Genomic DNA, 25365 nt, shown 5'->3' with positions numbered 1-25365 from the left:
TCTGCCTTAAAAAGTATCTCCTGCTATTGCTCCAGCTATTATTGTTGTTAATAGCAATCTATAAAAAACAAGCTTTACAAAACCGGCATCCGCCATTAAAATCTTATTTATGCCATCATACAGAACAAATATAGAGCTGCATCATGCAGCAACAGATGATTATCTTTTATTGGATAAAGAACTACGCTCCCATCAATTTTCTCCGGAAAGCAAACAGCAAATTGCCGATACCGCTAAAAGTGAAAAAAAATATTTACGCATACGGTATATAAAAGAAGGTAATATCGCTTTGCAGGAAGTAGTAGATAATGTAAAACGCGCCGCGGCAAAAACCGGCAAAAAATTCTCATTTACGGTACTTAAAAACAAGAATTAGCACATTTAAATAACTGATGCTAAACCAGTGACTTTCATTACACTTATTTAGCCGTTAATCCTCAAAAAAACAATGAAAAAATAAAAGTCTACTAAAAAAGTAGACTTTTTTATGCAAAATTGATTGTAGTTAAAATTTATGACATACATTTGTCCACCAATTTTATAGACTATTAATTTTAAGGGTGTCTTTCTTTAACAAACCAAAAAAATTGTTTAATGCAAAAGCTGTTTTTAATTACCATTTTCTCCCTGTTATTCTTCAACTTAGTTACCGCTCAAACACAAATAAAAGGAGTAGTGAAAAATGGTTCAGGTGCGCGGATTCCGGGCGCTACTATCAATATAAAAGGAACAACTGCCTATACAGCGGCAGATAGTTTAGGCGAATTCAGTATTCAGGCCCCGGGCACTGTGCCCTTTACATTGCATGTTACCGCAGCCGGGTTTCACGGGCTTAGTACCAAATACGACAAAATTCCTGAAGAACCTGTTGCGATCATACTTGTAGCAAATGAGTTACTGGATTATATTGTGGTAACATCACGCAGAAGAAGCGAGGTTGTACAGAATATTCCCATCCCTATTTCTGTTGTTGGCGGCAGCCGTATAGCTGATGCCGGTGCATTTAATGTTGGGCGTATAAAAGAATTGATCCCTTCTGTGCAATTATATTCATCCAATGCACGTAATACCACTTTAAATATAAGAGGGCTGGGCTCAACCTACGGTTTAACCAACGATGGTATTGACCCGGGCGTCGGCTTTTATCTTGATGGTGTATACTTGGCCCGTCCTGCAGCTACCGTGCTTGATTTTATTGATGTTGAACGTATTGAAGTACTGCGCGGACCGCAGGGAACATTATTTGGCAAGAACACAACCGCAGGCGCTTTTAATATTACTTCACGTGCCGCTGAATTTAAGCCAGGCGCTGTTTTTGAAGCCAGCTATGGCAACTATGGATATATACAGGCAAAAGCATCCATAACAGGCCCGCTCATTGCAAATAAGTTAGCTGCACGTGTTTCCTTCTCAGGAACACAGCGCGATGGAATGTTGTACAATGTAAACTCGGATCGTAAAATAAATGATCTTAATAATTTAGGTGGCAGAGCCCAATTGCTGTTCACCCCCTCTGATAATGTAAAAATATCATTAGCCGGAGATGTTACATCACAAAAGCCTGACGGCTATGGCTGGGCAGTAGCAGGTGTTATAAAAACACAACGTTCAGATTACAGGCAGTTCAATAATATTATTGCCGACCTTGGATATACCATTCCATATAAAAGCGCTTTTGAAAGAAAGGTTGATTTAGATACAAGATCAAAAGCAGACAATGAATTAGGTGGCGTTTCACTGAATGCCGATATCAAAATAGGCAATGGAACCTTAACCTCAACCTCTGCCTGGCGTTACTGGAAATGGGTTCCTTTAAACGACAGGGATTATCTTGGCATACCGGCATTTACTGTTTCTGCCGGAAATTCCTTACATGATCAATGGTCGCAGGAATTCAGGTATTCAGGAAAGGCAGGCAATAAAATTACAGGGGTGATAGGCGTATACGGATTATGGCAGGATCTGAAAACTGATCCGGTTCATACAGAAGAAGCCGGCTCAGCATTATGGCGTTTTTACCAGTCTAATGCAGATGCAACAGCCTGGGAAACACCCGGACTTCTTGATAATTTCGGTATCAAAACAACTTATGGCATAAAGAGTACCAGCCTTGCTGCCTTTGGGCAAATTGACTGGTCTGTTACCTCCAAACTGCATGTGCTGCCAGGTTTGAGGTATAATTACGATAAGAAAGTGGCAAACTATGACCGTGTAACTTATGGTGGACTACAAACCGAAGATCCCGCATTATTAGCTTTGAAAAAACAGGTTTACAGCAACCAGGCGTTTAATGTAAATGCAGATGCAGGTAATTTATCCGGGCAGGTATCTCTGCAATATATTTTCAATAATAACTATAATGCTTTTGCCACCTATTCCAGGAGTTATAAACCAATTGGCATAAACGTTGGCGGTTTGCCCACAGCAGATGGGAAAGTATTAACAGAACTGGCAACCGTAAAACCGGAATCCGTTCAGCATGTGGAGTTTGGTGTAAAAACATCACCCTTCCCCAATACTATTTTGAACCTTACAGTGTATCAAAATAATATTAAAGATTACCAGACACTGGTGCAAACGCCGGAACCTGGCGTAAACCGCGGATACCTTGCTAATGCTGAAAAAGTAAGAACACAGGGTTTTGAATTTGACGGTAGTTACAGACCTTCTGATTTTATCAGCATAAACGCTGCACTGGCATACACTGATGGTAAATATGTAAAATTTGCCAACGCCCCGGTACCGCTTGAAGAAGTTGGCGGCACACAGGCGTTTAAAGATATTTCAGGCGGGGTGCTTCCGGGTATATCAAAATGGTCGTGGACTTTGGGTACAGAGTTAAACACCCAGGGTAAATTTATTGGCTGGCAGGGTAATTATTTTCTCGGCGCGGACCTGTATTATCGCTCTAAGTTCTCTTCAAATTCTTCTCCTTCACTATACCTGAATATAGATGCTTATTATTTACTGAATGCCCGTTTAGGATTCAGGGCAAATAATGGATTTACACTATTTGTATGGAGCCGCAACCTTGGCAATAAAAATTATTACGAGCAATTGCTGGCAGCGCCGGGTAACTATGGTCAGTATGCCGGCGTGGTGGGAGATGCGCGTACCTACGGACTTACATTACGGTACACTGTAAAATTTCAGCAATAGTATTCCGGCAATAAACTACACTATGATATGACACGCAAAAAATTAAAACAAAAGATTTACGAAGAAGAAGACTATACATGGTCGAAAAAAGAGTTGATGCACAAAAGATTAGGTAAGGAAAGGAAGACTATTGCAGGATTATTGCTTTTGGTAGCAGAAAGTTTTATTCCTGAGCATATCCAGAAACATATAAAGGCTTTTTCAAAAAATTAAAACAGGTGCATGTCGGATATCCTTGACCAGGTGGGCAACACGCCAATGGTAAAGCTAAAAGCGATCAACACCAATAGCAACATAAGTATTTATTGCAAGCTTGAAGGAAATAACCCCGGCGGCAGTGTAAAAGACCGTGCTGCTTACGGAATGATCAAAGGTGCTATAGACAGGGGAGAATTACAAAAAGGAATGAAGCTGGTGGAAGCCACAAGCGGCAACACCGGCATAGCGCTGGCTTTAATGGCAGGTTTATTTGGTGTGGAGATAGCGTTGATAATGCCCGAAGACGCAACGCGGGAAAGAGTGCTGGCGATGCAGGCCTTTGGCGCAAAAGTGATACTGACACCTAAACGCAGGGCCATGGAAGGCGCTATAGATCATGCAAACGAGCTGGTAAAAAAAGGAGGATACCTTATGCTGAACCAATTTACCAACCCGGATAATCCACGCATACATTACGAAACCACAGGCTCTGAAATATGGCGTGACACTAAAGGAACTGTAACACATTTTGTATCATCCATGGGCACTACCGGCACCATTATGGGCGTGTCGCAATATCTCAAAGAACAAAACCCGGAAGTGGTGATTGTAGGTTGCCAGCCAACAGATAATTCGCAGATACCCGGCATACGAAAATGGCCGGAAGCATATATCCCGAAGATATTTGATAAAACAAAAGTGAATGCTGTTATTGAAGTAAGCGAAAGGCAGTCAAAGGAAATGACAAAACGTTTGGCAAAAGAAGAAGGCATATTTTGTGGCATGAGCAGCGGCGGTGCGGTATATGCTGCGCTTGAACTTGCTGCAACAATTGATAAAGGTGTGATCGTATGTATTATATGTGACAGAGGAGACCGGTATCTGTCGTCGGATCTGTTTGATTAAGAAAACAATACAACACATAGGAACATAGGTTCATAGATAAGCATAGTAAGTATTATGTCTATATGTTCCTATGTTTCTATTGCTCCTATGTGGTAAAACAAAAACTGCAATCAATTATTTATGAGCACTACTATTAAAAAATTATTGTTGCACGAAAGGCTGAAGCAGATACATGAAAAATACAGGAGTGATCTGCAACCCATTCCTTTCAGAAGTAGTGCACAGGCATGGATCAGCAATCTTATTGCACTGCTGTTTCCTGTAAATACAGACAAATCTTTTACTGCGCTCGATATAAGCGAACTGGAACTGCAACTGCGGCATTTGCTTTCTCCTGTAGAAAATGTAATAAATCCTGTTGATGAAATTATAGATACTTTCTTCAGCCGCATACCGGATATTTTTGAAGAACTGCAAAAAGACGCGCAGGGCATCTTAGCTTTTGATCCTGCTGCGCATTCCATTGAAGAAGTATTTGGCGCCTATCCAGGGTTTAATGCAGTAGCGGTATATCGCTTTTCGCATGAACTGTACAAATTAAAAATTCCCGTGCTGCCAAGATTGATCTCTGAATATGCACATAGTATAACAGGTATTGATATTAATCCAGGTGCGGAAATAGGCTCAGGCTTTTTTATTGATCATGGCACCGGGGTAGTGATTGGCGAAACATGCGTAATAGGCAACAATGTAAAAATATACCAGGGCGTAACACTTGGCGCATTGAATGTTTCAAAAACACAGGCCTTTGTAAAACGGCACCCGACAATACAGGATAACGTGGTAATTTATTCCGGCACAACCATACTCGGCGGAAAAACAGTTATCGGTCACGATTCTATTATTGGTGGTAACGTATGGCTTACAGAAAGCGTACCGCCGTATTCTTTAGTTTATCACAAGAGCCAGGTTCGTGTGCGATCCAATAATGATTTTGATGAAGGGATCAATTTCTCCATTTAGTTATGATATAACATTCCTGAGAACATTCCTTCAAAGGAACCTGGCATTGGATTTAAAAGCAGCACTATAAAAATGGTTGCAGCCTGGTCAATATTTCCAGATACGCAGCCTGGTCAATCAATGCTTTTTCCTTTTGCGTTCCAATCAATCCATTTTTGTCTTTTTGCGTTTCCCATACTTTATCGGCATAGGTTTTAAAGACGGCAATGTATTCTTTGTTATTGTCAAATTTGGCCAATTCTATGTACCCCCTCAGCAAAACGGCATTGAACCAATAGTGATTGGGAAACATACCATTCTTATAAAAAAAAGCAAGGCTGGAAGAAGCCATTTTTTGGGCTGCTTCCAGGTAACTTTTATTTTTTGTGATGTCGTACAGCAGCACGGCAGACTGCAACATTGTACCTGTGTTGTAAGTATATTTCCGTTTGTCAATATCAAGAGACGGCAGCTTTATATTATCATAATACAAACCATCAGGAGCCAGCAGGTTTTTATTTACCCAGTTATACAATAGCAAAGCGGTATCCAAATATTTTTTCTCTGCGGTGGCTTTGTATAACTGCAGTGCCAGTAATACCCCCGGCCCGTTTGAGCAGGTATTCTTGGTGGTATTGTCAAATTCTTTCCAGTATAAGCCTCCGCCTGCAACAGTATCATATCCTGTCATCATAAAACCATATATTTCTTTTGACAGGTTTAAGTATGCAATATCTTTAGTCCGGTTGTATGCATCCATATACGCGATGCCGATCCACTGGTTATCATCATAAAAACGGTCGCCACCGCCGGCTTCTACGGGATAGCTGTCATAACCGGGATGCGGCGGCTTTTTATCATAATATTTATCTATTGTCCGCACTACCTGTTTCATGTACTGTTTTCCAGGCTCCGGCAATTCCAGCTCATTTACTGTTTGTATCAGTGCACATAGTGGCCACAGGTAAGAGAATTCTTTATCATCCTTTTTGGGTGTATTGTGCTCCGCAAACAGCCCTTTGCCTTCTTTATAAAAATATTGGTAGATGTTTTTATACATTATTGCCATTCTTTCTGAATAGTCTTCCTGCTTTTGTGCAATAGCTTTTATTGACAGCAACATGCACAGCCCTGTCAAAATAACAAGCGGTTTTTTCCAAAAAATACATTTCATGCTTACAAATTTAATCTGTTAAACTGATCCTTTTCAATTCAGCCATTGCTTCAAATAACATAATGTCACTTAACTGAACGGTAAAATCTGTGCTATTACCCGGCAGGGTGTTCCATGCGCTGCCCAAAAGCACCGGTGATTTATTGGCGGCAGGCATATTGGATGGCGTATTCCTGGATAAATTGTCTTTTCTCCACCATACCCCCCCAATCCGTGCTTTAACAGCATCAGAAGATTTACGCAAATACAGGCCTACCAGAACATCCGGCGCTTGGGCGCTTGACCAGTAAAATGTCCAGTCATTGCTTGTATTGGAATCCGTATAATATTTTGCACCGGCATTGTAAAAACCGTTAAGGCTGAACCAGGCGGGATCTGCAATAATTTTTTTTGAACAGGGCCGCAAGAATCAAATCACCATCTTAAAAATATCTTTCAACACCTGCTTTGCTGCATGATGCCCGCACATACCATGTACTCCCCCACCCGGTGGCGTAGATGCGGAGCATATATACAACCCTTTTGCTGAAGTTCTGTAAGGAGAAAAACGCAGCGCCGGACGTGTAAACAACTGGCCGATATCAATAATGCCACCATTGATATCCCCGCCTATATAATTGGCGTTGTACAATTCCATAGCCGCGGTATCCATAACATGCCGGCCGATTATTCTTTCACGGAAACCAGGTGCATAACGTTCAATCTGGGCTTCAATAATTTCCGTCATATTTTTTGAAGCGCCATTGGGTACATGGCAATAGGCCCATAGCGTATGTTTACCTTCAGGAGCCCGCGATTTGTCAAACACACTTTGCTGTGCAGCCAGCACAAAGGGTTTTTCAGCATAGCCACCTTTTGCTGTACATGCTTCTGCAGCCGCTATCTCTTCAATAGTACCGCCAAGGTGCACGGTGCCGGCTTGCCGGCAAACCTCAGCCGTAAAAGGTACGGCGTCGTCTAATGCCCAATCAACTTTAAATACACCCATGCCATACCGGTAACGGTTAAGCTGCCATTTATATAAAGATGAAAATCTATGCCCCGCTATCTGCAGCAATTGCTTTGGCGTAATATCGAACAAAACTGCTTTGGCAGCAGGCAGTTGTTGAAGTGAAGCAATATATGTATCTGTTTGTATAGTTCCGCCCAGTGATTGAAAATAAGCAGCCAATGCATTTGCCAAAGCCTGGGTACCGCCTTTTGGCAAAGGCCAACCTTTAATATGTGCTGCAGACATCAGCACCAAACCAATGGCCGATGTAGTAAGATTAGTGAGTGGCTGAATAGCATGCGCAGCCATGCCGGCCCATAGCGCTTTTGCTTTAACGGTGGAAAACCGCTTTGATAACTGCAATGCTGATGACATTGCTTTCAAACCAAATGCCGCCATCTTAAATGGATGAGCAGGAAGATATAAAGGAGCAAGCACATCTTTATCAATAGACGGCCAATCATTCACTACAGGTACTATCAGCCGGAGATACACGTCTTTATCAACACCCAGTGCTTCTGCTGTTTCTTCCAGCGAAGGGTAAAGGGCAGCGGCAGTTCCATCATCAAGGGGGTGTGCGGCACATACCCCAGGGTAAATATATTCAAGCCCGAAATGCTCTAATGGCAGTGTTTTGAAAAAAGGAGAATTGGCCGCCATCGGATGAATAGCAGAACATACATCATGCTTAAAACCAGGCAAAGTCAGTTCCTCGGTTCGCATGCCGCCACCGATCGTTCTTTTTGCCTCTACCAGTAAAACGGATAATCCTTTTTGCTGTAATGTTATTGCCGCGGCCAGTCCATTGGGACCCGAGCCTACCACTACAGCGTCATAATCGTATTGCGCCATAAAACGGTAATGTACAACCGTTTTTCAAATTATTACAACGTAAACAAAAACCGGTCATTTAATATCCTGAAATGCCGGGATTATATACAGCCGGGGCTTACATACATATAACGCCGCAATACGGAATATCAAGCCGGGTTAAAACAGCCCTTTTGCGTGGTTGAATGCTCAAATCCTGATGCAAATCACAGTTGATGCTGCATTTTTTATACTCCGGCTGCAACACTGCCTGTTAAGGCATTCAGTTTTTTTAACAGTTAACGAATTGTGCACTATTTATTTTCTGCCGGATATAGCTTATAATTATCTTTATAGAAACAAAAACAAGCGTTCAAAATTTTTTATGGATAAATTTAATAGTCTATAATATTTGTGGACTATTAAATTGTTTTCACTATATATTTGTGACTTTCAAATAAATTGCTCAATAAACTAAATTTCATACTATGGCTGAAACAAAAACGCAACAAACCGCCCTTGGCGACGTAGCGGCCCGGCAGCTTGCTATTGCTACCCGAACAGTGCCTCAGATGGTTACGATTACACCAAGATGGCTGACCAGGTTATTAAACTGGATACCTGTTGAATCCGGTGTATATCGTTTGAACAAAGTAAAAGATGCCACAAGAATTGAAGTAGATTGTTCTTCACGCGATGAAAAAGTACTGCCGCAGACTTTTGTGGACTATATTGAAAATCCAAGAGAATACAACCTGGCGGCTGTACAAACCATTGTTGATGTGCATACCCGTGTTTCAGACCTGTACAGCAAACCATATAACCAGATATCTGAACAGCTAAGGCTGGCAATTGAAACCATTAAAGAAAGACAGGAAAGTGAGCTGATCAACAATGCAGGTTATGGTTTACTGCATAGCGTTGCAGACAGTCAGCGCATCAAAACACGCACCGGCGCTCCTACCCCGGATGACCTTGATGATCTTATAGCCAAAGTGTGGAAAGAGCCTGGATTCTTTTTGTTGCATCCTTTAGCTATTGCGGCATTCGGCAGAGAGTGTACGCGCCGCGGCGTGCCCCCCCCTACCATTTCTTTATTTGGTTCTCAATTTTTAACATGGAGAGGTATTCCTTTAATTCCTTCTGATAAATTACCAATAACAAAAGGCAAATCAAAAATCATCCTGCTGCGCACAGGAGAAGCAAAGCAGGGCGTTGTAGGATTGTTTCAACCTGGCTTGCAGGGCGAACAAACGCCCGGGCTTTCTGTTCGTTTTATGGGCATCAATGAAAAAGCAATCGCGTCTTACCTGGTATCATTATACTGCTCTTTAGCTGTTTTGGTTGATGATGCTATTGCTGTATTGGATGACGTTGAAATTGGTAATTATCATGAGTACAAATACAAATAATCTTCCTTCGGTTGAAGCTTTGCAGGAATTGGCTAACCAGTTTTTTAAAGCTTTACCGGAAGATGCGCCAAAGGAGTTTTCATTTGATCCATACGATCACCCGCGTGCAACAGCTTTTGCAAAATCAATTACTGGTGAAGGAATTGTTCCGGCAGCAAATGTTCCGGTGGATGATGCATTGGTTCAGGCCGGAGCTCCGGCGCCGTTTGCATTATCTGATCCTTTTGGCGTAATCACTGCGCCGCCTTCCGTTTCAGGATTGGGAGCATCATCTTCAATAACAAACTACAACAACGTTGGTGATATTCCCGGTACAATTGAAGGAGACAATCATCTGCCCTCAGAGAACACTCCATTCTCTACCGGCAATGTACCGGTTTCCGTGGCAGGAAGTGGTATATCTCCTTCCTCTCCTGATTATTCAACAAAAGGTGCCGGCACAGGCTTAACTCCCGGTTACGAACAAACGAAGTCTGACAAATCTACACTGAGTGGCGGTGTGCCTTCTTCTGTTGCAGGCAGTGGCGCGTCTCCTTCGTATGTACACCAGCAGGAAGATTTCAGCATAAAAGAACCGGTAACCAGCTTTCCGGATGCTAATATAGATAAACAAACTCCCGGCAAACAGCATGATTCATTTGCGTTACCTTTTACAGATGAACAACCATACTGGTCGGATATTGAATCAATCCTGAAGTTTATTCATATCAGCGATCCTGCTGTTAATACACATGCACAAACTTTTCCAGCTATTCCGGATGCAAATACGCCATCCTTTTATTTTTTACAGCGCGAACAATTGCCTGTAAGCAATAATACATTGGGCGGTTTTACGCATGGCTTTGACGCATATAAAATAAAAAAAGATTTTCCCATTCTCAATGAGAAGGTGAATGGCAAACCCCTGGTTTGGCTGGATAACGCGGCTACTACACAAAAACCACAGGTTGTAATTGACAGACTGAGTTATTTTTACCGGCACGAAAACTCTAACATACATCGTGCCGCTCATGAATTGGCAGCAAGAGCTACCGATGCATATGAAGAAGCAAGAAAGAAAGTACAACAATTCCTGGGAGCAAAATCTCCCAATGAAATCATTTTCGTTCGTGGTGCTACAGAAGCAATTAATCTTGTAGCCCAAAGCTGGGGCGATCAGTACCTGAAGAGCGGTGATGAAATTATTGTAAGTCACCTGGAGCATCACGCCAATATAGTGCCGTGGAAAAGACTTGCAGATAAAAAGGGACTCATATTAAAAGTGATTCCGGTGGATGATGACGGGCAGATTTTATTAGATGAATATGCAAAACTGCTAAGCTCCGGAACAAAGTTAGTGGCATTCACACAGGTATCTAATGCATTAGGCACAGTAACGCCGGCAGAGCAGATGGTTGCCATGGCACATGCCGCTGGCGCTAAAGTTTTGGTAGATGGCGCTCAATCTGTTTCGCACATGCCGGTGAATGTGCAGGCGCTTGACGCGGACTGGTTTGTTTTTTCAGGGCATAAAGTATTTGGCCCAACCGGTATTGGTGTGGTATATGGCAAAGAAGACCTGCTGAACAGCACCGAGCCCTGGCAGGGAGGAGGTAATATGATACAGGATGTAACTTTCGAAAAAATACAATATCATAAAGCCCCTAACCGCTTTGAAGCAGGCACAGGAAATATTGCAGATGCTGTTGGACTTGGCGCCGCGATAGATTATGTAACAAAACTCGGCATGGCTAATATCAACGCTTACGAACATGCCCTGCTTGAATACGCCACACATCATTTAAAGCAGGTACCTGGCGTAAGGCTTATCGGCACTGCAGCACATAAGGCCAGTGTGTTATCTTTTACCTTAAAAGGTTATTCAAACGACGATGTAGGTAAAGCATTAAACCGTGAAGGTATCGCCGTTCGTACTGGCCACCATTGTGCGCAACCAATTTTGCGCAGGATGGGTGTAGAAACTACTGTTCGCCCGTCACTGGCATTTTATAATACCTGCGAAGATGTTGACAGGCTGATTGCGGTTTTGCGATCTCACACGAAGTAGTAATAATATTTAATACCAAACCGCTATCAAGATAATTGATATATCCAAGAGAAATTACAGAGAGACTTAATAATGTCATTTTCATTGGCGATTTGTTTTAAGGCAAGCTCAAGTTGATCTTCAACATGCTTTAGGGAATTAAACGTGTGATTATTGAATCCCTTTTGCTCGCGGATATAATCCCATAGATGTTCTACCGGATTTAATTCAGGACTATACGGAGGGAGCCTTAACAGCGCAATATTGGCAGGGATTTTTAATGACTTGCTGGTGTGCCATCCTGCTCCATCCAATATAATGATCAGGTTATGGATCGAATATTTTTGAGAAAGCTGATCCAGGAAAATATTCATCGCGTCGGTATTATTGACAGGTGATATGATGGAGAAACATTGTCCATTGGCAGGGCAAACTGCGGTATACGCATAAGTATATTCCCGTATCAGCTGTTGTGTGACAACAGCTCGTTGACCAGTACTGACCCAGCATCGCGACAGGTTATTGATCCTTCCAAACCGGGCTTCATCTTCAAACCAAAGCAATAACGGCCGGGAACTCTTGAATGTCTTTATGCCGGACTCCAGTAGTTCGGGGAGTTTTTTTTAAATGCCTGTTGTTCTGTGTTATTCCTTTTAGGGTGGCTGGGGCGGGGCGCCTTCTTTTTCCAGCCATGGCGTTTAAATAAATCCCACAAATAATCATCCGAAACAGGACATCCGGTTTGCTTCTCCACTGTTAAGCGGATATCGTTCATGGTAATGATCTGCCCCTTTAGTGCTTTTTGCTTTAAACCCTCCATTAATAACTGCTCCTGATCAAGTGACAACAAACTCCGGGCATCACGTCGCCCACCCCAAACAAGTTTATCTGCAAACACGCCCCCCTCTTTATTATACAGCTGGACTATTCTATAAATCTTTGCAACATCAGTTCCTAAAAACGATGCATATTCATCTGCCTGCTTGCCTGGATTTAGCTGTATGCTATATAGTATCTGCCAATACTTGAACAAACGAAGGTCGGTTTGAGACTGCATTCGCAATAGTAATTCCTTATTACTTAAATGTGGAGATAAACGTATTAAGCGCATTGTCTTTTTGGAAGACAAAGATAATGTTTTATTTTATATATCTTGATAGCGGGTTGGTATAACCTGGTCAAAAAAATATTCAGAACTGCAGGTTCATTTTGCACATGCATATAATCGCAGGGATGGACATTCAACAATACTGTGGTTCCAGATTTTACATCCTTGTCACACTAACTGCCACATCCAGTTTATGCTTGCCACTGCTGAGTATAACACCTTTCAGCGGAGTAACATCAGTATAATCTCTGCCCCATGCAATAGTAATGTGCTGAAAAGAAGGTATCTGATTATTGGTAGGATCAAAATCCACCCACCCTGTACCGGGAATAAATATTGAAAACCATGCATGGCTTGCATCCGCACCGGTAAGTTTTGGCGCTCCGCCTTCAGGTACTGTTTCAATATAGCCGCTTACATATCTTGCAGGCAGCCCTAATGATCTTATGCAGGCAATAGCAAGGTGAGCAAAATCCTGGCAAACCCCCCTGCGTCTCTTCATAACATCGGCAACAGGAGTTGCTATCGTGGTAAACCCGGGTGTGTACCGGAAGTCAGCGTATATGCGTTGCATGAGATCGTTGGCGCTGTCAAATAAAGCCCTGCCGGGCGTGAATGATGCCAATGCGTATGCTTTAATATCCTCATTATAAGTAGTCATCGGTGTTTCAGTTATGTACTGCCGTATCTCCGCGTTTTCAGGCATGGGATCAGCAATATGTTTTTTAGCTTCTTCCCACGCAGCACTTTCAAAAAAATTAAACAGGCTGGCCCTGGTATTCGTATTTTCTATAAATGAAGTTACAGTTACCACGAGCTTTTTATGCTCCTGCTGTATAGCAAAATAAGTAGCCTTATTGCCAAAAAAATCTTCGTACTCATTAATGATATCCGGCAGCGGTGTAATATCCAGTTGCGTTTTATGACATATCTGGGTTGCAGTTGATCTTGGTTTTAACAGTGCAAGATTATGGCAAAGGCTCACGGGTTCGTTGTATTGATAAACAGTAGAATGTGTAACCTTATAGTGCATTGAATAAAATTAAAATGATTCTGCTGAAAATAATTGCTTTTGCTTTTGCGCATGCTTGAAGTAAAGCTTGGATACCGCGCCGGTAATATTAAATAACAGGTCGTATAGTTTTTCTAAAAATTCATCCAGCAATTTAAACTGCGCTCCGGTTTCATCAGGAGTTGATAGCTGTTCCCTGTTGGCTAACTTTAAGAGGCTGTATGCTTCAAATATCAATTTTTCATGCGGTTGTAAAGAAAAACCATCCTGTAGTTTAGGCAAATTACTCAAATATGCTTTCAATCTGTCGAGCTGGTAAATAATAGAACGCGGATTATTCGGATCAAGCAACATCAGCTCAAGCACTAATGTATGCTGAATATGTACGCGGTATTTGTACCGGTAATTCACCAATGTTTCATTACTTTTTAAAACAGCCTCCTGCAGGTTATAATCCACCTGTTCATCATGCTTATTTACCAGTGTTGACCGCAACATACTTGTAAGCAGCATACATTGCTCAATCTTTCGTCCCATATCAAGCATTATCCATCCCTGCTCTCGGGAAATGCTTTCCCTGTTCAAGCCAATAAATGCCACCATTGAGGTAATGATGCTATCCAGCACATTCAGCGCTCTTATATGCGTCGTATCTGAAGCATAAGTACCCTTCAATACATTTTCCATACTCCATATCACCCGCCATGTATCGGTTGACCAGTGATCGCGTTCTGCATATACCACTCTGCAGAAAAGTCTGAAATTATATACCAGGCTTCCGCTTCTTTGCTCATCAAACAAAATGCTGTTCAATTCACTCCAGGGATTAGCAAATTTCTTTTCCGCGTCTTCCAAAAACCCCGGATAGGTGACCGTATAATGCGTAAGTGCTTCCAGCAGATGCTGCTCTGTTTCAATGTCATTGCTCTGGCTGTGCCTGTTGCCTTCGGTAATAAACCGCATTACAGTCCGCAAAAATCTTGCTGTGCCCAATACACGTTCGGCATATCTGCCCACCCAAAAAAGATTTTCAGCCGTTCTGCTTGTAATATCTCCTTTTTTTGATGCAACAACCTCTATCTGGTCTTTTGGCATAATGGTTCTATACTCATCTTCCGGTGCTATTACCCATGTATCTTTACTTATGCTCCCCAGTTGGTTTGAGATCAGGAAATTATTATTAGGCGCTGTTCTTGTTAACCCGCCAGACAAAGCAGTATAGCTGTATGTGTTACTGGTTAAATATGTTCTGAACAAAGCCGTGCGGGGCTCAATTTTCCCGTTAATAAATGAAGGAGTGGAAGTAATGGAAATTTTTTCCTGTCCTACATATAAATACGGGTGCGCCTTAATTGACTGTTTAAGATCTTCAATTTGTTTTTCGGTGAGCGATGCGCCATCAACTGATGTGCTTGCACGGGACACTTTGTGTATTTTTTTTATTACAAGCGATTGTATATTATCGAGTACATATTGCATTTCCTTAGGTTGCCCGCACCACCAGGATGCTATGCTTGGCAAAACCAGGTCCTGGTTTAAAAAATACCGCGACATGCTTTGCATAAAAGGCATCAGTCCCGGGTTTTCCAATATACCGCTGCCCAGGGGATTGGCGATACTTACATTCCCACTACGCACAGCCTGCATCAGGCCAGGCACCCCAAGCTTTGAATCGTCTTTAAGCTCAAGCGGATCACAAAAGCTGTCGTCTACCCTGCGCAGTATGACATCAACTTTCTCCAGGCCGCCCAGTGTTTTTAACCAAACATGATTATCTATCACCATCAGGTCATCCCCCTGCACAAGTGTAAAACCCATATAGGTAGAAAGATAGGAATGCTCAAAATAGGTTTCGTTAGACGGGCCCGGTGTAAGAATTACAATACGTGTATCCTGTTTTTTTACAGGTGCAATTTCGTGTAGCGACTGACGTAGGGTTTCAAAGTAAGCAGATAAATGCCTTACCTGTAAATCATTAAACAGCTCAGGTAAAACCCTTGCCATAGTAATGCGGTTTTCCAAAGCATAGCCTGAGCCGGATGGCGCCTGTGTTCTGTCGTTCAATACCCAAACACTGCCATTGGTGCTGCGTGCAAGATCAGCAGAATATAAAATAAGGCTGCGCTGATGCAATTGCTTTACTCCCACGCATTGCCGTAAAAAACCGATATGGTTGTATATGAGCTCTGCCGGAAGAATGCCATTCCTGACCAATCTTCTTTCACCATAAATATCTTTAAGAATCAGGTTCAGCAATTCTGCTCTCTGTACCAGTCCTGATTCTATGGTAGCCCATTCTGTTTTATCAATCAGGTATGGAATAATATCAAGGTTCCAGGGGCGGTTAAGCCCGGAAGGATCGCCATAAATATTATAGGTAACGCCATTCTCCCGCAGCATTCTGAAAATATCCTGCCTTCTGGCTTCTATATCTGATGGGCTAAAGCCTGATAATGAATTAAAAAATGTATTCCAGTGAGGTTGAAGGTTAGCATCTTTTCCAACAAATTCAGCATAACTATAGTTTGGGTTAAGAAAATGCTCAATAAAAGATGCCTCAGGGGTGTTTGCAGTCATGAAATTGGCTTATGAATTAATATAATAACCAGGATAAAAATACTTAATTAGGGGCAATAGTCTTTAAGATATCATCCACATACTTAAAAATAGTATAATTGCACCCTGTTTATAAATTATAACGACGATATACATGAAATATTCTCAATGGACAGGTGTAGCTACAGCGGTGCTGGTGATGATAGCATGTTACCTGCCGTGGATGGAAATCCCCACTTTGCAAAAGATAGTTACAGGTATGGATAATGCAGGAACAAATCTTGGTAAACCGGCCAAGCTGCATCTTATATTCTGTGTTATTGCCATAGCGTTTTACCTTATTCCCAAAGTATGGGCAAAGAGGGCGAACCTTATATTTTGCGCATTGGGTGTGGCATGGGCAGCAAGAAATTTTTTATTATATGCCCGTTGCGAAATGGGAACCTGCCCCGAGAGAAAATATGGATTGTATATGGTTTTATTCGGGTCTGTAATTATGCTGTTAGCCGCGCTGTTTCCTGATTTGAAAGTAGTGGAAAAAAAAGAGGAGTCATTATAAATTAAAGAAGTGAGAAGGACAATAATTTTATATTCATTACCGGGAAATAGTAATGCAATAATTGCTGCCACGCTTAGTAACACGGCTTTTGCCTGCTTCATAGTTCAGTTGTTTTGCGGTAAATAATTTTCAGAAAACTAACAAGAGAACTACGAAACCAACGCCATAGTGTGAGAGGTGCTTCCTACGGAAGCAAAACGAAAGCTTGGTTATTGTATGCTTGCTTTTCTTCGCTTTTAAAGCATAATCTTGTCAATTACACGTCTGTAGTAATTGCTTTCATTTATAATCCAGGTTACTTCATATTGTTCTGCACCTTCGCCATTCAACATATAAATGTATACCCGACGTTTGTCTTTGGACTGGTAAGCTTTACAATTCGTACTTGTTGCCTCGCCAATTTTATTGTTCTTTTTTGGGTTGATGCAAAACTTAGGGTTGTAAAGCCCGGAAATTGCACTGTCAGCTAATAAAAGTTGATACTTGTAGATGCACATGTTAGCGGTGGTTTTTAGTCCTGTAAAACTTTGCTCCTTCAGGTAACTTTTCAGAACCTGCACAATACAAAGTGTCACCATGAAATTGCCGTTAGCGCGTAAATATACGAGCCTCCTCATTCCTCTCAAAAAAACACCTTATCCTATATTTCTTCCTTTCTTAAATAGTTATTCTTTAATAATACCTGCATCTTAACACATGTTGTGACGCAAATACGCTTTAAACGGATTGTAATCATTTATGGATATAGTGTCGCCCTTCAGGGTTATTCGCCAATGCATTAGCTGACAACGTATATAAACTCCGCAGTGCCATAACCATGGAATTTATATATCGTTCGTCAGGGCCTCACAGGAGGGCAATCATTTCTGTCTTTATATCCCAATGCCAGCACCACCCCAAGTGAGAAGCTGTAATAATTATCTTTTTTTGCAGGATTGGCTGAACGGCTGAAACCATCCAGGTAATCGGTAGACATTATCCTGTAATTTGTTTCTGCCTGAACAGCCAATTTTGGTGAAATATAATATTTCAGTCCTGCTCCCACGGGTATTACGGGTAGTGATACGGGGGTACGGTGTGCAATATCTGCTGCAAGTCCTGCTCCTGTTGTTTCTGCATCAAAATATTCGGCATTATACCGGCTGTAATCTCTTTGTATGTTAAGCAGTGAAATGCCTGCTCCTGTAAAAATATACGGCGCAAATCCACGCCTTTGCTCAACAGCATTTTTCCTGAAAATATCCCAAACCAGCAAACCTGTAAACTCTGTAACCGGTGTGGTAAATTTAAAATTGCGTTGTTGCCGGTATGCTGGTGTGCTGTATTTTGAATCATCACCCCTCAGCGAACCAAAAGAAAAATTAGCCCGTACAGAAAAAGACCTGTTTAAAAGATAAGCTGCATGAAAGCCGAACTGGGGTCGCATGGTAACATATGAACCTAAATCGCTACGTGAAAGATCACCGGTATAAATAAATGCACCGCCATTTATACCTGCTTCAAAACGATGGGTATATATCTGCGCACAAATAAAAAAATATTGAAAAGACAGTAATGGCGTAATTACCATTATTTTTTTTGATATAGCATTCATCTGCAGTTTCCTGTTTAGTAAGAAATAAGGAACATGTAGAATTCTACTATACCATTAAAGTTTTTAGTTAAACAAAGCTTCTCAAAAGCAGGGAGAGATATATGGTTATTGGTAAATTGAAGGTGGTATATTCAGAAATTATTACCACCACAATAATACTATGAAAATAGTGCCACAGGTTGGGTAGGGCTGTTAAATATTTCACTATTTTTTTGAGAACGGATAGTGAACTACAAATACTCTTGTCTGTCATTTCGAGTACCAAACCTGATTCAGGAAAAATATAAGGATGACATTTACTTTCTTTTACAAACAGTTGGCCGCTATGCGGCAGGATGCCGGTTGCATTATTCACTGGTTATTTCACAGAGGTACACGAAGGCTACACAAAGAACCACAAAGAATAATAAAACGCTCTGTGTAACTTTGTGTATCCTTCGTGGCTCTTTGTGTAACAAACCCATTCCCGCCGGGCAGACACCGAAATTCGTGGCAGGAAATATATCAGGGGTTATTTAAAAATAACTTCGGGCATGCCCAATACGCAGAATGGAGCACGGATAAAACGGATATAGCGGATATTCACGGGATGTATCGGTGTTTACAGTATCATCAGTATATTCCGTGTGCTATTCTATAAAAAGTATTTGTTGTAATGCTAAATCATTATACACACGGCACAACGCAGGAAACCTGATTTTCAATTCATCCGTAATGATGTCATTATAATCCCGCCATCATGAAGATTGAATTAAAGCATCTTGCGGCGGGTGAAGCAATCTATCAAAAAAACCGGACTTGGCATTGCTTTGCCGCGTAACACGCTGATATTGCAGGTTTGATTATGCGGCGCGCAATGAAAGCGAGGTTGAAACACCTCCCTGTTACGTCTAAATACGCCCGTTTAAAAAATTCCTTTTATATTGCGGCAATTTTTAAGGAAAATTTCCATCATGACGTCATTTACGAATTATAAGGTGCCTTATACACCTGATGAAAGGTACACCAAAAGAGTAGCCTATTTTTCAATGGAGTTCGCTATCCACCAACCGCTTAAAATTTATAGTGGCGGACTTGGATTTTTAGCCGGATCTCATATGCGCAGCGCTTACGAGCTAAAACAAAACCTGGTAGGCATTGGTATTTTATGGAAATACGGGTATTACGACCAGGCACGCAACCAGGATCAGACGCTTCAGGTACAGTGGAATGAGAAAATTTATAATTTTCTCGAAGATCATAATATAAAATTCCAGATCAATATTCACGATCACCCGGTTTGGGTAAAAGCTTATTACCTTAATCCTGATACTTTCAAAAGCGCTCCTATATTCTTATTAAGCACCGATCTCCCTGAAAACGATTATATCTCCCAAACAATAACCCATCGTTTATACGATGCCAATGTTGCCACCAAAGTAGCGCAGTTTATTTTGCTGGGTGTTGGCGGAGCAAAGCTCATGGATGAATTAGGGTTTGATCCGCAGGTATATCATTTAAATGAAGCGCATGGTTTTTCCGCTGCCTTCTATCTGTATAAAAAATTCGGCAATAAAGAAGATGTAAGAAAAAGACTTGTGTTTACTACGCATACACCTGAAGAGGCAGGCAATGAAAAGCATGATATATATTTATGCCAGAAGATGAGTTATTTCTGCGGAATACCGCTTGATGAAGTGCGTAAGCTGACAGGCATATACGATGACCAGTTCAACCATTCGCTGGCGGCACTGCGTTTTGCTCGTTTAGCCAATGGCGTTAGTGAGCTGCATGGTCATGTAAGCCGTGCTATGTGGGGCAAATATGAAGGCATCTGTTCTATTATTCATATTACCAATTCACAAAACTTCAGGTATTGGGCAGATAAGCAATTATACTATGCCGCCGAAGAAAATAATGAAGACAATTTTATAGACAGGAAATGGTTTTTGAAAAAACGCTCTTTTGACGCTGTTGCAGATCAAACAGGAAAATTGTTTGATCCTAATGTGCTCACCATTGTATGGGCCAGAAGATTCGCGGGTTATAAAAGAGCTGATTTAATTACAAGAGATAAACAACGGTTTGAAGCGTTACTGTCAAACCAGAAATATCCTGTTCAGATCATTTGGGCAGGCAAGCCATACCCTGTTGACTATCCTGCCATCAGCGATTTTAACTACCTGGTAAACCTTAGTAAAAACTACAGGAATGTAGCGGTTTGTATCGGCTACGAATTATCGTTGAGCAAACGCCTTAAACAGGCTGCGGATATCTGGCTGAACAATCCCCGTGTGCCACGCGAAGCTTCCGGAACAAGTGGTATGACGGCAGCAATGAATGGCGCCGTGAATTTTTCTACAGACGACGGATGGATACCTGAATTTATTCATAATGGTCATAATGGTTTTGTAATTCCTAAAGCAGATTATGCTAACATGAGTGTGCACGACCAGGATGAATATGACCTGAGGAAACTATATGAAATACTGGAAGGTGATATTCTTCCCCTGTATTATGAGCGCCCGGATTTATGGAGACAGATCATGAAAAACGGCATGAAGGATGTTCGGTTCCGCTTTGAATCGGGAAGGATGGCTGATGAATATTACCGCCTGTTGTATAATGCAATATAATGGATGTATATAAAAAATCTCCAGAAGTACGTTGGGCCGATCTTGATCCCAACTTCCACATGCTGCACTCCAGGTATTACGACCTGGGTGCTTATGTAAGAATGTGTTTTTTAACAGAGCATGGACTGAACCTGCAGGTGATGGCTGAACATCAAATGGGTCCCATTCTCTTTAGGGAGGAATGTGTTTTTAAACGCGAAATAAAATTTGGCGACAAATTAGATATCACGCTTCACATGCTGAAAGCACGTAAAGACGGCTCACGCTGGACAATGCAGCATCATATTTATATAAATGATGAAACACTTGCCGCGGTGATTACAGTAGATGGTGCATGGATACATACAGAACGCCGGCGGCTTGCAACTCCTCCCCCACATTTTGCTGAAGTATTCTACAGAATACCCAGGGGCGAAGGCTTTGAATGGCAGTAAGTATGATTGAACTTATTAAAGGAGATATTACCAAACTCGCAACAGATGCTGTTGTAAACGCTGCCAATACTTCCCTGCTTGGCGGTGGCGGAGTTGACGGCGCCATTCACAGAGCCGGTGGTAAAACCATTCTGGAAGAATGTATTGCTATACGAAACAGGCAGGGTGGTTGCAAAACAGGTGAAGCAGTTATAACAACCGCAGGTAATCTTCCTTCAAAATTTGTTATACATACTGTTGGACCGGTTTGGCATGGGGGCAATAATAATGAAGCATTATTGTTAGCTGCCGCATATACAAACAGCCTTTTGCTTGCAGTTGAATATAATATTACAACGATTGCGTTCCCAAACATAAGTACGGGAATTTATAATTTTCCCAAACAAAAAGCCGCAGCAATCGCGATAGATACTACCAGGAATTTTATGTTAATGCCCGGCACAATTAATAAGATTATTTTTGTTTGCTTTGATGATGAGAATCATAACATATACAAAACTATGCTGGGTATATAAACAGGGCTTATAAAAACCATTGATAACACACAACAGTATACAAAGCTCCTGCACCGCCTTATGCCATATACAATTTTAATCACAAAGAGGCACACAAAGATACCAGGGTAAATCACGGCATTTTTTTGATTTCAAATGTTTAATAGAAACTACCAGGAATTTAACCAACTAAGGATAAACTTAATTACCTTAACTTCTTAATGTTTTACAGTACCACTAATACTTAAACAATCCATACATGAAAAAAAACACATTTCTCTTATTATGCTTATGCATCAGTTCCATTGTTTTTTCGCAGGAAGGAAAAATAGCATTCCGTATAGATAGTGTTATGAAGCAGTATGAAATGGTTGGCGTATCTGTGGCGGTAGTAAAAAAAGGAGATTTAATATATACCCGTTCTTACGGGTTAAAGGATATTGAAGCCCAAACACCACTGAAAGAAACGGATATTTTCAGGATAGCATCCATATCAAAATCATTTTCCGCCACATCTATTATGCAGTTGGTTGAAGCAAAAAAATTATCGCTGGATGATGATGTAAGCAATCTTATAGGATTTAAAGTGCGCAATCCAAAATTCCCTGATAAAGTGATTACCCTGAAAATGCTTTTATCCCATACATCCAGCCTTAATGATTCAGAAGGGTATTTTACGCTTGATGTTATCAATCCCGAGAAAAATACAAATTGGGCAAAATGCTACAGTGATTATGCTCCCGGAACAGATTACAGATATTGCAACCTTAATTTTAACATGGTTGGTACAATCATAGAACGAAGAAGCGGTCAGCGTTTTGATAAATATGTGAAAGAGCACATACTTGATCCATTAGGTTTGTATGGAGGTTACCAGGTTGGCGCCCTGGATGCTTCAAAGTTTGTTACACTGTACGAGTATGATTCTGCTACACAAAAATTTACCGCTGCTCCAATGGCATACAACCCGCGCACATCAGAGATTGAACAATATGTTATAGGATACAGCACGCCAATTTTTTCTCCTACGGGCGGCATGAAAATTTCCGCTGCTGATCTTGCAAAATATATGACGATGCACATGTATTTCGGGAATTATAAGGGTGTACGCATTATAAAAAAGAAAAGTTCACGTATAATGCAAACGCCCGTATCCAGCGGGGAAGAAGGCTATGGACTGGCATTGCACAAAACCAAAAAGATTATACCCGGAAAAACATTAACCGGGCACACCGGGTCAGCATACGGATTATATAGTATGATGTTTTTTGAACCAAAAGAAAAATTTGGAATAGTTGCCATTACCAATGGATGCAACCCGGTATATGTAAATGATTTTAACCAGCCGCTGAGAGCAGTAGTAAATGTATTGTATGAGGAATTGATAAAATAAGTTTCTACACCAGCATGAACCTCGGCTACAAAAAATGAACGGCGGAAAATTGATTTCCGTCGTTCATTTTTTAGTAAAAGATATTTTATCTTACTATAATCATCTTTGATACCGGAGCTGATTTTTCCGGTAATACCTGTACGATATATTGCCCTTTAACCAGCTTAGAAATTCCTTCCACCAGTAAAATAGTATTGCCTTCAGCAAACTGCTGTTGTTTAACCACAACCCCGGCCATATTAATAATTCTCACCTGCGTTTTTCCTGCAATCTGATCAGGAATTTCAATACGCAGCAGGTTTACATCGCGGGTAACAGGATTGGGATACACTTTTAATCGTGATGAAGCTCCAAATGAAATAGCTTCTATTCTTGTAAATAATCTCCCTCCGTTTGCTTCTGAATAAGCAATGCGGTAATAATTTATACCATTTACCGGGCTTTGATCAACAAATGAATAATGGTTTACAATACCATTGCTTCCTGTTAATTCATGTTTTGAGCCAATGGTAGAGAAACTAATACCATCATTACTACGCTGTATTTCAAATTTACTTTCTTTATCTAATGCCGCGTCCCAACTGATCACAGCGCTGTTTTCTTTTTTTGAAACAGAAAAGCTGACCAGGTTAATGGGTAATATGCTGTTAACTCCCATTACCTGAAATTCATACAATGAATAGCCATAGCCGGTATTTCGTGTTATACCATACATCCGCACATATTGCGCAGTAGTGCCTATAGGTACCGGGATATGATTAATATATTGGTTAGCACTATTATTGATAATTCCGGCTACAGATGTCCAGTTTACATTATCATCAGAAACTTCAATATTGAAGTTCATACCATTAGCAACCTCCCAGAAAAGCCTTATTTCCCTGATCTCATATACTCCGCCCAAATCAACAGATATCCATTGAGGATCTGAATATTCACTTGCCCATCTTCCATACTCAACGCTGCTGCCATCATAAGCCTTTCCGCCGGCTCCAACATTTGTTCCCAGTCCGTCAAAAGCATAAGCTGATAGCATTGTTGCATTTTCAAGAGAAGAAACACTGGATGATTTATTAAGGGCAAGGTTAACGATGGGTGTATCGTCTACAGGCACTCCATATACTTCAAATTCAAAAAGTGAAAACCCATATTGCGTGGCTCTTACCAATCCATTCATTCTTACATATCGTGCAGCATAACCACTAACATCAATTACATTATTAAAGTCTGAATTTCCCCTGATGCTCTGTACGGTAATCCAGGTAATAGCATCATTTGAAATATCAATATCAAAATCAAGTCCCCTGGCTGTTTCCCAGGTTAGTCTTACTTCTGTAAGGTTATAAGCTTCTCCCAGATCAATATATATCCATTGATTATTATTAAATGTGCTGGACCAGCGTGTGCTGCCATTTCCATCTATGGCACCGGAAGCAGGATATGCACTACTCTCTATAGATGATGCTATTGCGGTTTGATTAAGTGCAACATTTGTTTGAGCAAGCAGGTTGTTAGTAAAACAAATAAAAGTTAAGAGGGCAGCAAGAACAAATTGTAGATGTTTTTTCATCATGACAAGTTTTGGGTTTATTAATTAAGAACTAATATTTTTTCCTGGAGCATACATTCCTGGAAAGACTTTAGATAAGGTTTGTGAAAGTTGGGGGGTACCAGGAATCAGATATTCGAAAATAGTGATTTAAACAAATACAATAGTGTTTATACTTATATTTATTAAGTATATTTATTTAAATAACTATATGTTTTCATACAACATACTAAGTAATTTCAATTAAATTTTACAGGATATAGGTATCGGATGATTACAGAAGAATGGTATCTCCGCACATGCAAAAAGTATTTAATTTCAATGGAGGAAGCGCTTATTTATAAACTGGCTTTATTGCACGAAACAATAAGCGTTAAACTCAAAAAGATATACAGGATATTGCTTTGTATATAACAGGTGTTTTCATAATTAC

The 25365-nt window shown here is 40.9% G+C and carries 22 protein-coding genes; 12 read left to right on the top strand and 10 right to left on the bottom strand.

Translation table 11 applies throughout. The features are described 5' to 3' along the window. Positions 1–109 precede the first annotated feature (109 nt). The 5 genes from DC498_RS12690 (at position 110) to epsC (ending at position 5226) form a co-directional block, all read left to right on the top strand. Positions 110–376 (top strand): hypothetical protein, encoded by a 267-nt coding sequence (locus DC498_RS12690; RefSeq protein WP_116874533.1) that lies wholly within the window; start codon positions 110–112, stop codon positions 374–376. Between the two features lie 218 nt (positions 377–594). Then, the gene (locus tag DC498_RS12685; RefSeq protein ID WP_116874532.1) at positions 595–3159 is read left to right on the top strand and encodes a TonB-dependent receptor; all 2565 of its coding nucleotides are present in this window, start codon (positions 595–597) and stop codon (positions 3157–3159) included. 27 nt (positions 3160–3186) lie between these two features. Continuing rightward, entirely contained in the window at positions 3187–3372 is a 186-nt protein-coding gene (locus DC498_RS12680; RefSeq protein ID WP_116874531.1) for a hypothetical protein, read from the top strand. A 9-nt stretch (positions 3373–3381) separates the two neighbouring features. Continuing rightward, positions 3382–4263 carry a cysteine synthase CysM gene (gene cysM, locus DC498_RS12675; protein WP_116874530.1) on the top strand — a complete coding sequence of 294 codons (882 nt, stop codon included), beginning with the start codon at positions 3382–3384 and terminating at the stop codon, positions 4261–4263. A 120-nt stretch (positions 4264–4383) separates the two neighbouring features. Beyond that, positions 4384–5226, top strand: a complete 843-nt coding sequence (gene epsC, locus DC498_RS12670; RefSeq protein ID WP_116874529.1) for a serine O-acetyltransferase EpsC — start codon at positions 4384–4386, stop codon at positions 5224–5226. A gap of 64 nt (positions 5227–5290) precedes the next feature. On the opposite strand, the gene DC498_RS12665 is transcribed toward epsC, so the two are convergent. From DC498_RS12665 to DC498_RS12655, 3 genes are read right to left on the bottom strand one after another with little or no spacing between them, the layout of a single operon-like run. Then, a complete protein-coding gene (locus DC498_RS12665) occupies positions 5291–6379 on the bottom strand; it encodes a glycoside hydrolase family 76 protein (protein WP_206197602.1) in 1089 nt (362 codons plus the stop codon). Between the two features lie 10 nt (positions 6380–6389). Continuing rightward, positions 6390–6785, bottom strand: a complete 396-nt coding sequence (locus DC498_RS12660; protein WP_116874528.1) for a hypothetical protein — start codon at positions 6783–6785, stop codon at positions 6390–6392. A gap of 3 nt (positions 6786–6788) precedes the next feature. Beyond that, positions 6789–8222 (bottom strand): phytoene desaturase family protein, encoded by a 1434-nt coding sequence (locus DC498_RS12655; protein WP_116874527.1) that lies wholly within the window; start codon positions 8220–8222, stop codon positions 6789–6791. A gap of 446 nt (positions 8223–8668) precedes the next feature. Here DC498_RS12655 and DC498_RS12645 point away from each other — a divergent pair, with 446 nt between their 5' ends. Beyond that, positions 8669–9592, top strand: a complete 924-nt coding sequence (locus DC498_RS12645) for a family 2A encapsulin nanocompartment shell protein (protein WP_116874525.1) — start codon at positions 8669–8671, stop codon at positions 9590–9592. Then, on the top strand, positions 9573–11639 hold the full coding sequence (locus DC498_RS12640; RefSeq protein WP_116874524.1) for a family 2A encapsulin nanocompartment cargo protein cysteine desulfurase: 2067 nt from the start codon (positions 9573–9575) through the stop codon (positions 11637–11639). The genes DC498_RS12645 and DC498_RS12640 overlap by 20 nt, the downstream gene beginning before the upstream one ends. Before the next feature lie 26 nt (positions 11640–11665). Here DC498_RS12640 and DC498_RS12635 read toward each other — a convergent pair whose 3' ends face one another. The 4 genes from DC498_RS12635 to DC498_RS12620 form a co-directional block, all read right to left on the bottom strand. After that, positions 11666–12181: an IS630 family transposase gene (locus DC498_RS12635; protein WP_165813831.1), complete on the bottom strand. Its 516-nt coding sequence runs from the start codon at positions 12179–12181 to the stop codon at positions 11666–11668. A gap of 26 nt (positions 12182–12207) precedes the next feature. After that, on the bottom strand, positions 12208–12747 hold the full coding sequence (locus DC498_RS12630; protein WP_133176841.1) for a winged helix-turn-helix domain-containing protein: 540 nt from the start codon (positions 12745–12747) through the stop codon (positions 12208–12210). A 136-nt stretch (positions 12748–12883) separates the two neighbouring features. After that, entirely contained in the window at positions 12884–13759 is an 876-nt protein-coding gene (locus DC498_RS12625; RefSeq protein ID WP_116874521.1) for a transglutaminase family protein, read from the bottom strand. Positions 13760–13768: 9 nt separating this feature from the next. Then, positions 13769–16315 (bottom strand): circularly permuted type 2 ATP-grasp protein, encoded by a 2547-nt coding sequence (locus tag DC498_RS12620; protein WP_116874520.1) that lies wholly within the window; start codon positions 16313–16315, stop codon positions 13769–13771. 133 nt (positions 16316–16448) lie between these two features. Here DC498_RS12620 and DC498_RS12615 point away from each other — a divergent pair, with 133 nt between their 5' ends. Next, positions 16449–16853: a hypothetical protein gene (locus DC498_RS12615; protein ID WP_116874519.1), complete on the top strand. Its 405-nt coding sequence runs from the start codon at positions 16449–16451 to the stop codon at positions 16851–16853. Between the two features lie 236 nt (positions 16854–17089). Here DC498_RS12615 and DC498_RS12610 read toward each other — a convergent pair whose 3' ends face one another. Then, positions 17090–17431, bottom strand: a complete 342-nt coding sequence (locus DC498_RS12610) for a hypothetical protein (protein ID WP_116874518.1) — start codon at positions 17429–17431, stop codon at positions 17090–17092. A gap of 260 nt (positions 17432–17691) precedes the next feature. Then, entirely contained in the window at positions 17692–18447 is a 756-nt protein-coding gene (locus tag DC498_RS12605) for a DUF6089 family protein (RefSeq protein ID WP_116874517.1), read from the bottom strand. 953 nt (positions 18448–19400) lie between these two features. Between DC498_RS12605 and glgP the strand changes: the two genes are divergently transcribed. The 4 genes from glgP to DC498_RS12585 all read left to right on the top strand — a co-directional run bounded on the left by glgP (position 19401) and on the right by DC498_RS12585 (position 23383). After that, positions 19401–21062 carry an alpha-glucan family phosphorylase gene (gene glgP, locus DC498_RS12600; protein WP_116874516.1) on the top strand — a complete coding sequence of 554 codons (1662 nt, stop codon included), beginning with the start codon at positions 19401–19403 and terminating at the stop codon, positions 21060–21062. Further along, complete coding sequence (locus DC498_RS12595; protein WP_116874515.1) at positions 21062–21496, top strand: acyl-CoA thioesterase; 435 nt, start codon at positions 21062–21064, stop codon at positions 21494–21496. Before glgP ends, DC498_RS12595 begins: the two co-directional genes overlap by 1 nt. A 2-nt stretch (positions 21497–21498) precedes the next feature. Next, positions 21499–22011: an O-acetyl-ADP-ribose deacetylase gene (locus DC498_RS12590; protein ID WP_116874605.1), complete on the top strand. Its 513-nt coding sequence runs from the start codon at positions 21499–21501 to the stop codon at positions 22009–22011. A gap of 238 nt (positions 22012–22249) precedes the next feature. Continuing rightward, positions 22250–23383 carry a serine hydrolase domain-containing protein gene (locus tag DC498_RS12585; protein WP_116874514.1) on the top strand — a complete coding sequence of 378 codons (1134 nt, stop codon included), beginning with the start codon at positions 22250–22252 and terminating at the stop codon, positions 23381–23383. A gap of 85 nt (positions 23384–23468) precedes the next feature. Here the strand turns inward: DC498_RS12585 and DC498_RS12580 are convergent, their stop codons facing one another. Then, positions 23469–24956, bottom strand: coding sequence for a discoidin domain-containing protein (locus DC498_RS12580; protein ID WP_116874513.1), 1488 nt, complete (start codon positions 24954–24956; stop codon positions 23469–23471). Between the last annotated feature and the right edge of the window lie 409 nt (positions 24957–25365).

The sequence above is a fragment of the Terrimonas sp. genome (genome assembly GCF_003075435.1).
In the GTDB taxonomy this organism is placed as follows: domain Bacteria; phylum Bacteroidota; class Bacteroidia; order Chitinophagales; family Chitinophagaceae; genus Agriterribacter.
Note: the sequence above shows the minus strand (reverse complement) of the source record. Positions and strands in the feature narration are given on the sequence as shown.

Bases quoted from the DNA above. Each gene is read 5' to 3' on its own strand.
- DC498_RS12645 (WP_116874525.1), top strand. From the start codon at position 8,669: ATGGCTGAAACAAAAACGCAACAAACCGCCCTTGGCGACGTAGCGGCC.
- DC498_RS12625 (WP_116874521.1), bottom strand. From the start codon at position 13,759: ATGCACTATAAGGTTACACATTCTACTGTTTATCAATACAACGAACCC.
- DC498_RS12605 (WP_116874517.1), bottom strand. From the start codon at position 18,447: ATGAATGCTATATCAAAAAAAATAATGGTAATTACGCCATTACTGTCT.
- glgP (WP_116874516.1), top strand. From the start codon at position 19,401: ATGACGTCATTTACGAATTATAAGGTGCCTTATACACCTGATGAAAGG.
- DC498_RS12580 (WP_116874513.1), bottom strand. From the start codon at position 24,956: ATGATGAAAAAACATCTACAATTTGTTCTTGCTGCCCTCTTAACTTTT.
- DC498_RS12620 (WP_116874520.1), bottom strand. From the start codon at position 16,315: ATGACTGCAAACACCCCTGAGGCATCTTTTATTGAGCATTTTCTTAAC.
- DC498_RS12615 (WP_116874519.1), top strand. From the start codon at position 16,449: ATGAAATATTCTCAATGGACAGGTGTAGCTACAGCGGTGCTGGTGATG.
- epsC (WP_116874529.1), top strand. From the start codon at position 4,384: ATGAGCACTACTATTAAAAAATTATTGTTGCACGAAAGGCTGAAGCAG.
- cysM (WP_116874530.1), top strand. From the start codon at position 3,382: ATGTCGGATATCCTTGACCAGGTGGGCAACACGCCAATGGTAAAGCTA.
- DC498_RS12595 (WP_116874515.1), top strand. From the start codon at position 21,062: ATGGATGTATATAAAAAATCTCCAGAAGTACGTTGGGCCGATCTTGAT.
- DC498_RS12585 (WP_116874514.1), top strand. From the start codon at position 22,250: ATGAAAAAAAACACATTTCTCTTATTATGCTTATGCATCAGTTCCATT.
- DC498_RS12665 (WP_206197602.1), bottom strand. From the start codon at position 6,379: ATGAAATGTATTTTTTGGAAAAAACCGCTTGTTATTTTGACAGGGCTG.
- DC498_RS12640 (WP_116874524.1), top strand. From the start codon at position 9,573: ATGAGTACAAATACAAATAATCTTCCTTCGGTTGAAGCTTTGCAGGAA.
- DC498_RS12590 (WP_116874605.1), top strand. From the start codon at position 21,499: ATGATTGAACTTATTAAAGGAGATATTACCAAACTCGCAACAGATGCT.
- DC498_RS12690 (WP_116874533.1), top strand. From the start codon at position 110: ATGCCATCATACAGAACAAATATAGAGCTGCATCATGCAGCAACAGAT.
- DC498_RS12685 (WP_116874532.1), top strand. From the start codon at position 595: ATGCAAAAGCTGTTTTTAATTACCATTTTCTCCCTGTTATTCTTCAAC.
- DC498_RS12680 (WP_116874531.1), top strand. From the start codon at position 3,187: ATGACACGCAAAAAATTAAAACAAAAGATTTACGAAGAAGAAGACTAT.
- DC498_RS12610 (WP_116874518.1), bottom strand. From the start codon at position 17,431: ATGGTGACACTTTGTATTGTGCAGGTTCTGAAAAGTTACCTGAAGGAG.
- DC498_RS12655 (WP_116874527.1), bottom strand. From the start codon at position 8,222: ATGGCGCAATACGATTATGACGCTGTAGTGGTAGGCTCGGGTCCCAAT.